The sequence below is a fragment of the Pseudomonas sp. A25(2017) genome (genome assembly GCF_002001065.1).
GTDB classification, from domain to species: domain Bacteria; phylum Pseudomonadota; class Gammaproteobacteria; order Pseudomonadales; family Pseudomonadaceae; genus Aquipseudomonas; species Aquipseudomonas kilonensis.
The window spans coordinates 51,447-60,907 of the sequence record NZ_MUOA01000111.1 but is presented as its reverse complement, the minus strand read 5'-3'; the positions used below and the strand labels follow the sequence as shown (position 1 = coordinate 60,907).

Here is a 9,461-nt window from a genome sequence, read left to right as displayed (position 1 = left end):
CGGCCAACAAAAAATCCCCTGTGGGAGCAAAGCTTGCTCGCGATAGCGGTGGGTCAGTCTGCCTTGATGTTGGACGTGCCGCCGTCATCGCGAGCAAGCCCGCTCCCACAGTTTGGATCGGTGCCAGCCTGCGATTTCCCGGCCAACAAAAATCCCCTGTGGGAGCAAAGCTTGCTCGCGATAGCGGTGGATCAATCTACATCCAGTTTGAATGTGACCGCACAACAGCCGTTATTGCGTCGCCACCCTGCCCGCCTCATCACGTTCACGGATAATCAGCGCCTGATAGTGCGGATCGGCCTTGATCTGCTGTTCGGTGAATGGCAAGACACTCCACTGCTTCTGCGAAAACGCCTGGGTCTGGTCGGCCGAATAAGGCGATGCCGGGTCGCTGGAGAGAGAGAATGCCAGCAACCCCTGGGCCTGCGGACCTTTGCCGTCAAACGTCACCACTTGCAGATAACTGGTCCCGCTGACCACCTCCCGCTTGCCGTCCGCCCCGGGCACACTCTGGATCGCGTTGTAGATGCCCAGCTCCCCGGGACCGCCGTGAATCGGTGTCTGTCGGCTGCCGCTGCTGGCCACCTGGACGTCTTGCCATTGGCTGTCCTTCGACAAGCCGGCGACCTTCACCGTCTCCACCGAAGCCAGCATGGCATCGCGCACGGCCTTGAGCACGGCTGGCCGCTCGATCGCCAGGCCACGCGGTGTGTGTTGCGGGTCTTTGGGGTCGAACGCGACGCGCCATGAATCAGGCACCGCCTGCAACCGGTCCATGATGTGCTGGAAATGCACGAACCCCAGGCCGCTCTTCAGGCCGGCCTTGCGATCCCAGGCCATGAGGCTGGCACACGCCTCGACCAACGCCGAAGCCTCCACCCCCAAGTCACCGGCGCACACGCCGAGCAGGTCCGGCATCACCTGGTCAGCCAGGTAAACCTGATCGTCCATGACCATGCGCTGCAAATCCTCGACCTTCACCGGCCCGCTCTTGGCCAATTGGCCCATCCGGTCCAGCGCAAAACGCGCACGCAGTCCCAGGGGCTGGCCTTGCTGGCTGATCAACGGGGAGTAACCGGACAACGGCTGCGCAGGGTTGACCATCCAGGCCGAATCGTTGGAGTTCTGCACATAATCGCGACGCAGCAACTGCGGAAGCTTGTCGGCGGCATAAATGCCTTTTTGCACGGCGTTGGAATCGATATCCCAGGCACACTCGCTGCGAGAGCCATCCAGCACGATCAGTCGCAACCCGGCCCGGGGATCGCTGCACCGAGCCAGTTTCTCGGCGTCGACGTTCGGCACCACCGACACGTTCATGTAGAGGCTTTGCCCCTGGTCGTCCACCGCCAGGGTATTGACCCAGGGAATGCCCTGGATCTTATGGACCGCATCCTGCAGATCCTTGAGCGTGACCGCCTTGTTCATGGCGTACCACTGGGCCAGCACGCGATCGTTGTCCAGGTTCGCGTCCCGCAGGCTGTAGGCGAACCGGTTATCCCAATCCAGCCGGCCAGGCCATTGCACGATCGGGCCGAACTGCGAGCCATAGACCACTCGGGAAATCGTCTGCACCTGGCCGTCAGGTTGCTTGACGTCCACCGCAACCGTCTGCTGACTCATCGGCACAGACTTGCCGTCGAGCAGATAGCGGGTCGGGTCCTTCGGGTCGAGTTGCAGGCGGTACAGGGTGAAATGTTTCGAGCTGTCGACGGTGTGGGTCCAGGCCAGGTGCTGGCTGAAACCGATATTGATCATCGGCAGGCCTGGCAGCGCCGCGCCCATGACGTCCAGCTTGCCGGGAATGGTCAGGTGCATCTGGTAGAAACGCATGCCGCCCGCCCACGGAAAATGTGGGTTCGCCAGCAACATCCCGCGGCCGTTGAACGAGCGCTCGCTGCCGATGGCCAGCGCATTGCTGCCACGCTCCAGGGCAAAACGCTGCTGCCGGGTTGCGGCGGCAGCGAAACCGGTGACCGGGGTGCCCGTCAGCGCGGTCGCCTGGGGCGGTTGCGCGCCGGCCAGAGCCTCGGCGAATTGGCCAACGCCGCCTTCCACCAACAGCCGACGGGTCAACTTGACCAGGTCCAGCGCCGTGATCGGCCGCACCCACTCGCTGGCACATTGTTCGGGCAGGCCTTTGGCCTTGCGTTCGACCAGCGCACGGTTGTAACCCGCCACGTAGCCTTCGACCAGTTGCTGCACTTGAGGTGTCTGGGCCTGCCAGAAAGCGGAAACCGCTTGCGGCGTGTTGAGCCAGCTGAAGAACAGATCGCTGACGCGGTTCTCCCGCTCTTCGACCGTGACCTGCTCCGGCCCGAAATAGCGCGAGCGCTGGGCGTTCACCGTGACAATCTCATTGGCCAACAGGCACAGGTTGTCCTGGGCATACGCATAACCGATGCCATAACCCAGCCCGCGTTCATCCTGGGCCCGGATATGCGGTACGCCAAAACGGGTGCGACGGATCTCGGCACTGGCCTGCTGCCCATCGTCTTGCGCATTGACCACGGGGCTGAGCCCGAGGGCGATCCCCAGAAAAGCGCCTGCGAGGCCAATCCTCGATAACTGCACGGACATTCTCACGTTCACTCCTGATGAAACTTCAGAAACCAGGACGGCTACCGGTGCGCCAGTAGACAAACACTCGACCCGCCTGGGAAATCACATGCCGCGTGCTGAACCGGAATGTGCCTACCTTGAAAACGAACCGGATGAAAAAAAATTAATGGCTGGCGACCGTTTGAACACGGGGGTTTGACGAAGCAGGGGCAATTTTTTCACATCATCGCCCTCATGATTGCGCGTCCTCGTTCGTCCTATTACAGGAGAGTATCCGTGACCTTTTCTGATCAGGCTGGTAAGGAGTTTTTGCATGCGTAACGCGCAACTGCCCATGGAGGGCAAGCCAAGGGCAACCGGCGTCTCGCTGAGCGCCCCCCACCGTGTATTCGACAGGCCGACGGAGCGAGGCGGCAATGACCACATCAGGCGTTTGCTCAAGAGCTTCGGGCTCAGGACCAGCCTGATTCGCCTCAAAGTCATCGACGCGTTGCTCAAGGCCGCCCACGAAAACCGCAGCCTGGGCGTGCGCGGGGTGCACAGCCAGTTGTTGGGGCTGGACATTCCATTGTCCTTTCTCAGCGTGCGTGAAGTGTTGAAGCGCCTGTGCAGCGAGGGCGTTGTCACCCTCAACCCGGATAAAAGCTACTGCCTGCACCCCAGTGCGATGGCCGTGCTCCAGGCCGAGGATTGAAGCCGGCGCTCAGGACTTGACCTTGCGCCGCATCACGCCATTGATCACCACCACGATGATCGCTACGGCGATGGCGATGTATTGAAACAGCTGCTCGCTGATCATGCCCTTGCCCTGCATCCAGGACAGTCCCAGCATGATTGCCAGGACGACGAGGACGATCAGAATCGAGTATTTCAAACGTTGTGAATGAGTCATTGCCAATTTCCTGAATGTATCCGTTCTGTATCCGAAGACTTGCCAAGCCCATACCGTATTGCGGGAATGGCGGGCTGCCAACGGGGTCCCATGGTACAGCCGAAGGAGCGTATTCGCGCAACCGCGGCGGTTAATCATGAGGAATTATGTATGTTCCGTCGTATCAGCCTATCAACAGCCTGAGCACCCAGATCGCCCCCGCCGCCGAGCAACAGAGCGCGGTGACCGAACAGTTGGCCTAGGGTTTGTTGACCGGGTACATATCCATTGCTGCGGTAACGGCGGCTTATGGTTCCGCTCTTACAGCGGGTCACTTTTGGAAGAGCCGGGAGCCGGACCAGCCAAAAGTAACCAAAAGCGCTTTGCCCCACCACTTGGTGCCTCGCTTAGGCTCGGCATGCCCTCACTCCGGCATTGCTCCATGGGCCGCCGCGAAGGGCCATCCATGGCCCAGCGCGGCTAACCCGGCATCCATGCCGGGTTGCCCACTCCACAATGCCTGCGTTCGGCCAGCGTGGTTAACGGGGCGTCCCAGATCAAAAACAAAAGCGAGGCGGCCTGATAGCCGACCTGGTTCTTGATGGGGACCGCGTTCCCCCTGTGGGAGCGAGCCTGCTCGCGATGAGGCCAGCAAGCCCAACACCCATGTGACTGAGCCACCGCCATCGCGAGCAACCTCGCTCCCACAGGACTTTATTCGCCCTTGCAACCTGACAATTCTGTAATCCCCGCCTCAGCCCCCCGTCAGCTCGCGCTCACTACTCTGTTATCCTCTCTCCAAACCGTTCGACAAGAGACCACCTCCATGGCCAACCCCCTGCACCTGCTCGCCTTGAGCGCCCTGTTCATGACCACCCTGGCCCAGGCCGCCGAACCGGTCACCATTGATGTGCACCGCGACGCCAACTGCGGCTGCTGCAAAAAATGGGTTTCACATCTGCAAGAAAATGGCTTCAAGGTCAACGACCATGTCGAGACCGACATGAGTTCGGTCAAGCAACGTCTGGGGGTCGCGCCGAATCTGCGTTCCTGCCACACCGCCGAGATCAACGGCAAATTCGTCGAAGGCCATGTCCCGGCTGATCAGGTGCTGGCCTTGAGCAAGCGCGATGACTTGCTCGGCGTGGCCGCACCGGGCATGCCCATGGGCTCGCCCGGCATGGAAATGGACGGCATGAGCGATGCTTATCAAGTGATTGGCCTGAAAAAAGACGGGACCCAAACCGTAGTGGCGGATTACCCGGCTCACTGATGGGCGAAGCCTATATCGGCTTGTTCCTGGCGGCTTTCGGCGCGGCAACCTTGTTGCCGCTGCAATCCGAAGCATTGTTGGTCGGCTTGTTGCTCAGCGAGCGCCACGAGGTCTGGTTGCTGCTGGGGGTCGCCACGACTGGCAATGTCCTGGGTTCGCTGGTGAACTGGTGGCTGGGCACACGCTTGGAGCACTTCAAGGATCGGCGCTGGTTTCCGGTCAGCCCGGCCCACCTGGACAAGGCTCGCGTGCATTACCAACGCTTCGGCCGCTGGTCGCTGCTGCTCAGTTGGCTGCCCATCATCGGTGACCCGTTGACCCTGGTGGCCGGGGTGATGGGCGAACCGTGGCGGCGCTTCCTGCTGATCGTGACCCTTGCCAAGGGCCTGCGCTACGGCGTTCTCGCTTTGGCGACACTGGGCTGGATGGACTGAACGTTCGGGCCGTTCGGTTGCCTGTGGTTAATGTCGCCATAATCGGGTCGCGCCAGGATCGGCGGCGGCCACAAGGAGATTGACCATGCCCCGCACCACCGCGCGCTGGTTGCCCAGCCTGTTCCTCACCGCCGCCCTGCCCCTGTTTGCCCAGGCCGCCAATCCGCCGGAGGGCCCGGCCTACGGAGCCCAGTTGGAGGGCTTCGAACATCCCTATACCCTCAAGCACTTCGCCTTCCAGTCCCAGGGCCAGTCGTTGCAAATGGGCTATATGGATGTGCCGGCCCAAGGCAAGGTCAATGGCCGCACGGTGGTGCTGATGCACGGCAAGAATTTCTGCGCCGCCACTTGGGGCGATTCGATCAAGGCCCTCAGCGAGGCCGGATACCGGGTCATCGCAGCCGACCAGGTCGGCTTCTGCACATCGAGCAAACCCGAGTATTACCAGTACAGCTTCCAGCAACTGGCGAGCAATACCCAGGCCTTGCTCAAAACCCTCGGCGTACAGAAAGCCGTCGTCCTCGGCCATTCCACCGGCGGTATGCTCGCCACCCGCTACGCCTTGCAGTTTCCCGACCAGGTCGAACGCCTGGCGATGGTCAACCCCATCGGCCTGGAAGACTGGAAAGCCCTGGGCGTGCCCTATCGCACCGTGGACCAATGGTACGCGCGGGAGCTGAAGGTCACCGCCGAGGGCATTCGCAATTACGAGCGCACGACCTACTACGGCGGCCGCTGGAAACCTGAGTTCGACCGTTGGGTGGATATGCTCGCTGGCTTGAACAAAGGCCCGGGACATACGCAAGTGGCGTGGAACTCGGCGCTGATCTACGACATGATCTTCACCCAGCCGGTCTATTACGAATTCAAGGACCTGACCGTGCCCACCCTGCTGCTGATCGGCACCTCCGACACCACCACCATCGGCAGCGACATCGCGCCGCCAGCGGTCAAGGCCAAATTGGGCCACTACGAGGTACTGGGCAAGCAGGTCGCCGGGCTGATTCCCCGCTCGACCCTGGTGGAGTTCCCCAATCTGGGGCATGCCCCACAGATGGAAGAGCCGGACCGGTTCCACAAGGCGCTGTTGGGCTGGCTGGACAAACCCACTCCCTGACGAGGTGTTCCATGGCGGTGCAAATAGCAGTCATAGACGATTGGCAAGATGTGGCACGTGGCGTGGTCGATTGGTCGGTACTGGACGGTGTCGGCCAGGTGACGTTTCTCCATGACTATCCCGCTGACCGCGACACCCTTGCCGAGCGCTTGCAGCGCTTCGAAGTGATCTGCGTGATGCGTGAACGCACGGTGTTCGACGAGGGCCTGCTGCGCCGCCTGCCCAATCTCAAGCTGCTGCTCACCGGCGGCATGCGCAATGCCGCCCTGGACCTGAAGGCCGCCGCCGAGCTGGGTATCCAGGTGTGTGGCACCGACAGCTACAAGCACGCCGCGCCCGAACTGACCTGGGCGCTGATCATGGCCCTGACCCGCAACCTGGTGCAGGAAGCCAATGCCCTGCGCGCCGGCCTGTGGCAGCAAGGCCTGGGCGGCGACTTGCACGGCAAGACATTGGCAATCCTCGGCCTGGGCAGCATCGGTACCCGGGTGGCGCAGTTCGGCCAGGTGTTCGGCATGCGGGTCATCGCCTGGAGCCAGAACCTCAGCGCCGAGCGCGCCGCCGAAGTGGGCGTGACCTACGTCAGCAAACAAGCGCTGTTCGAGCAGGCCGATATTCTCTCGATCCACCTGGTGCTCGGCGAACGCACCCGCGGCCTGGTGGATGCCCAAGCGCTGGGCTGGATGAAACCCGAGGCGCTGCTGGTCAACACCTCCCGTGGGCCGATCGTCAATGAAACCGCCCTGATCGACGCCCTCCAACACCGGCGCCTGGCCGGCGCCGCCCTGGACGTATTCGCCCAGGAGCCCTTGCCCGCCGCCCATCCATTCCGAACCCTGGATAACGTACTGGCCACGCCGCACCTGGGTTACGTCAGCCGACAGAATTACCAGCAGTTCTATTCCCTGATGATCGAAGACCTGCTGGCCTGGGCGGCGGGCCAGCCGATCCGGTTGCTGACGCCCACGGGCCAAGCTTAGAACTCGAATTACGCATCGCGAAAAAACCTTGTGGGAGCGAGCCTGCTCGCGATAGCGGTGGATCAGCTTGCATTGATGCTGAATGTACAGCCGTCATCGCGAGCAGGCTCGCTCCCACAAGAATGGGGGTGTCCTCAGGAGTGTCATTAGCCATCAATACGCCTCTATTCCACCTGCCCTCCAATGGTGCATCGCGCCATTCCATCGCGCACGCCGATGAAACAACGCCGTTCCCCTACACCCTTCTGGTTTCAGAAAACTGCACTTCGTCGGTGCGTATCCCCCTTTGTCGTGTAAGAGATTGCCGACAAAAACCGTGATTGTCGGACAATACGACGAACCGAGCCGCACCGCTCTAGGTTCTGACCTAGACTGCCTAACCGGGGGGGAACCCAACCGGTCATCCAGACGAAAAAAAGTCGAAACTTTTCGCAACGGCGACAGGTCAGGTTAGAGGTAGGGCAACCGCGACTGGTGCAGTCCTTGCACTGGTCATTGCAACAGCTCCTTCAGCTGATTCGCTTCGCCGCATTGGGTAGCCGTTCGCTTTCCTTGCGTTGCGCTTGTGCGCCTGGCCGCAGGATTTGGCCAATGAAACAACAGCTCTGGCGCTTGCCGGAAACAGATCGAGAAAATGGGAGATATTTATGATCAGTGCTGCCTTGGAACCACAACAAGTCCGTTCTCAACTACCGCCCGCGGCCGAATCGCCAACGGCACCGGTGCTGGCCACCGGCGGCAAGGCACTGCTCCCCGTCGTTCGACAGAATCCCAACCGCAAGAAAGTATTGTTCGTCACCTCGGAAATCGCTGACCTGGTCAAGACCGGCGGCCTGGGCGATGTCTCCTCCGCACTGCCCCGGGCCATGGCCGGGCTGCATGATGTCCGGGTGCTGATCCCCGGTTATCCGCAAGTGATGAACAGCGGCAATCCGATCCACATCATCGGCGAACTGGGCGGCCACGCAGCGCTGCCGCCCTGCAAGATCGGGCGCATGGACATGGCCGACGGCCTGGTGATCTACGTCCTGATCTGCCCGGAACTCTTTGCCCGCGAAGGCTCCCCTTACGGTGCCAACAACGGTCGCGACTGGCCCGACAACCACATTCGCTTCGCCCGTCTGGGCCTGGCCGCCGCCGACATCGCCGCCAATCTCGCGCAGATCCACTGGTGCCCGGACCTGGTCCACGCCCACGACTGGCCAGCCGGGTTGGCGCCGGCCTATATGCACTGGCGCGGGCAACGCACCCCGACCCTGTTTACCATTCACAACCTGGCCTACCAGGGCGTCGTCAGCCTGGCGTCCTGCCCGGAGCTGGGCATCCCCGAACACGCCCTGCAGCAGGAAGGCATGGAGTTCTACGGCAAACTGTCGTTCCTCAAGGCCGGGATGGCCTACTCCAGCCATATCACCACCGTCAGTGCCACCTACGCCCAGGAGATCACCACCCCGGCGTTTGGCTGCGGGCTCGACGGTTTCCTCGCTGCCAAGACTCAACAAGGCTTGCTCAGCGGCATCCCCAACGGTATCGATGAAAGCTGGGACTCGGCCACCGACACCCACCTGTTCCGTCAGTTCGCCATGGGCGACTGGGAAGGCAAGGCGGTCAACGCGTCCCATGTGCGCGAACTCTTTGGCCTCGACGACTCCACTGGCCCGCTGTTCGCCGTGGTTTCGCGCCTGGTCTACCAGAAAGGCCTGGACCTGACCGAAGCGGTCGCCGAGTTCATCGTCGAGTCCGGCGGCCAGATCGCCATCATCGGCCGTGGGGAACCGGAGGAAGAACAGGCCATGCGTGAACTGGCCCTGCGCTTCCCCGGACGCATCGGCGTGCGTATCGGCTTCAACGAAACAGATGCGCGGCGGATGTTCGCCGGCAGCGACTTCCTGCTGATGCCGTCGCGCTACGAGCCCTGCGGATTGAGCCAGATGTACGCCCAGCGCTTCGGCTCGCTGCCGGTGGCGCGCAATACCGGAGGGTTGGCGGACACCATCGAAGATGGAATTACCGGTTTCCTGTTCGATGAGTCCACCGTGGAAAGCTACAAACAGGCCTTGAGCCGGGCCTTCAAGGTCTTCGAGTTCCCCGACCTGCTCAACGCCATGCGCTGCCGGGCCATGTCGGCGCCGTTCAACTGGTGCCAGGCGGTGGAACCCTACGCCGAACTCTACGAACAGCTGGTGGCTAAGTCACTGGGAAAATCGGCCAGACAATGAGGTAA

Annotated in this window: 8 protein-coding genes; 6 read left to right on the top strand and 2 right to left on the bottom strand. The window is 61.8% G+C overall.

Annotation, left to right across the window (positions count from 1 at the left end; translation table 11 throughout):
* Positions 1-231: 231 nt before the first annotated feature.
* Positions 232-2,580: an acylase gene (locus B0E42_RS26275; protein WP_077508366.1), complete on the bottom strand. Its 2,349-nt coding sequence runs from the start codon at positions 2,578-2,580 to the stop codon at positions 232-234.
* A 295-nt stretch (positions 2,581-2,875) separates the two neighbouring features.
* On the opposite strand from B0E42_RS26275, the gene B0E42_RS26270 reads away from it, so the two are divergent.
* Positions 2,876-3,256: a fe2+ zn2+ uptake regulation protein gene (locus B0E42_RS26270; RefSeq protein ID WP_046064314.1), complete on the top strand. Its 381-nt coding sequence runs from the start codon at positions 2,876-2,878 to the stop codon at positions 3,254-3,256.
* 9 nt (positions 3,257-3,265) lie between these two features.
* On the opposite strand, the gene B0E42_RS26265 is transcribed toward B0E42_RS26270, so the two are convergent.
* The gene (locus B0E42_RS26265; protein WP_018601337.1) at positions 3,266-3,454 is read right to left on the bottom strand and encodes a hypothetical protein; all 189 of its coding nucleotides are present in this window, start codon (positions 3,452-3,454) and stop codon (positions 3,266-3,268) included.
* An 805-nt stretch (positions 3,455-4,259) separates the two neighbouring features.
* On the opposite strand from B0E42_RS26265, the gene B0E42_RS26260 reads away from it, so the two are divergent.
* The 5 genes from B0E42_RS26260 to glgA all read left to right on the top strand — a co-directional run bounded on the left by B0E42_RS26260 (position 4,260) and on the right by glgA (position 9,456).
* On the top strand, positions 4,260-4,706 hold the full coding sequence (locus B0E42_RS26260) for a DUF411 domain-containing protein (protein WP_077508363.1): 447 nt from the start codon (positions 4,260-4,262) through the stop codon (positions 4,704-4,706).
* Entirely contained in the window at positions 4,706-5,140 is a 435-nt protein-coding gene (locus B0E42_RS26255; RefSeq protein WP_014338249.1) for a YqaA family protein, read from the top strand. Before B0E42_RS26260 ends, B0E42_RS26255 begins: the two co-directional genes overlap by 1 nt.
* 85 nt (positions 5,141-5,225) lie before the next feature.
* Positions 5,226-6,257: an alpha/beta fold hydrolase gene (locus tag B0E42_RS26250; RefSeq protein WP_077508360.1), complete on the top strand. Its 1,032-nt coding sequence runs from the start codon at positions 5,226-5,228 to the stop codon at positions 6,255-6,257.
* A gap of 11 nt (positions 6,258-6,268) precedes the next feature.
* Entirely contained in the window at positions 6,269-7,237 is a 969-nt protein-coding gene (locus B0E42_RS26245) for a D-2-hydroxyacid dehydrogenase family protein (protein ID WP_077508357.1), read from the top strand.
* Between the two features lie 647 nt (positions 7,238-7,884).
* Positions 7,885-9,456, top strand: coding sequence for a glycogen synthase GlgA (glgA, locus tag B0E42_RS26240; RefSeq protein WP_018601354.1), 1,572 nt, complete (start codon positions 7,885-7,887; stop codon positions 9,454-9,456).
* The last annotated feature ends 5 nt before the right edge of the window (positions 9,457-9,461 follow it).

Coding starts and splice junctions, on each gene's coding strand:
- B0E42_RS26260 (WP_077508363.1), top strand. CDS start 4,260: ATGGCCAACCCCCTGCACCTGCTCGCCTTGAGCGCCCTGTTCATGACC.
- B0E42_RS26270 (WP_046064314.1), top strand. CDS start 2,876: ATGCGTAACGCGCAACTGCCCATGGAGGGCAAGCCAAGGGCAACCGGC.
- B0E42_RS26275 (WP_077508366.1), bottom strand. CDS start 2,580: ATGTCCGTGCAGTTATCGAGGATTGGCCTCGCAGGCGCTTTTCTGGGG.
- B0E42_RS26250 (WP_077508360.1), top strand. CDS start 5,226: ATGCCCCGCACCACCGCGCGCTGGTTGCCCAGCCTGTTCCTCACCGCC.
- B0E42_RS26255 (WP_014338249.1), top strand. CDS start 4,706: ATGGGCGAAGCCTATATCGGCTTGTTCCTGGCGGCTTTCGGCGCGGCA.
- B0E42_RS26265 (WP_018601337.1), bottom strand. CDS start 3,454: ATGACTCATTCACAACGTTTGAAATACTCGATTCTGATCGTCCTCGTC.
- B0E42_RS26245 (WP_077508357.1), top strand. CDS start 6,269: ATGGCGGTGCAAATAGCAGTCATAGACGATTGGCAAGATGTGGCACGT.
- glgA (WP_018601354.1), top strand. CDS start 7,885: ATGATCAGTGCTGCCTTGGAACCACAACAAGTCCGTTCTCAACTACCG.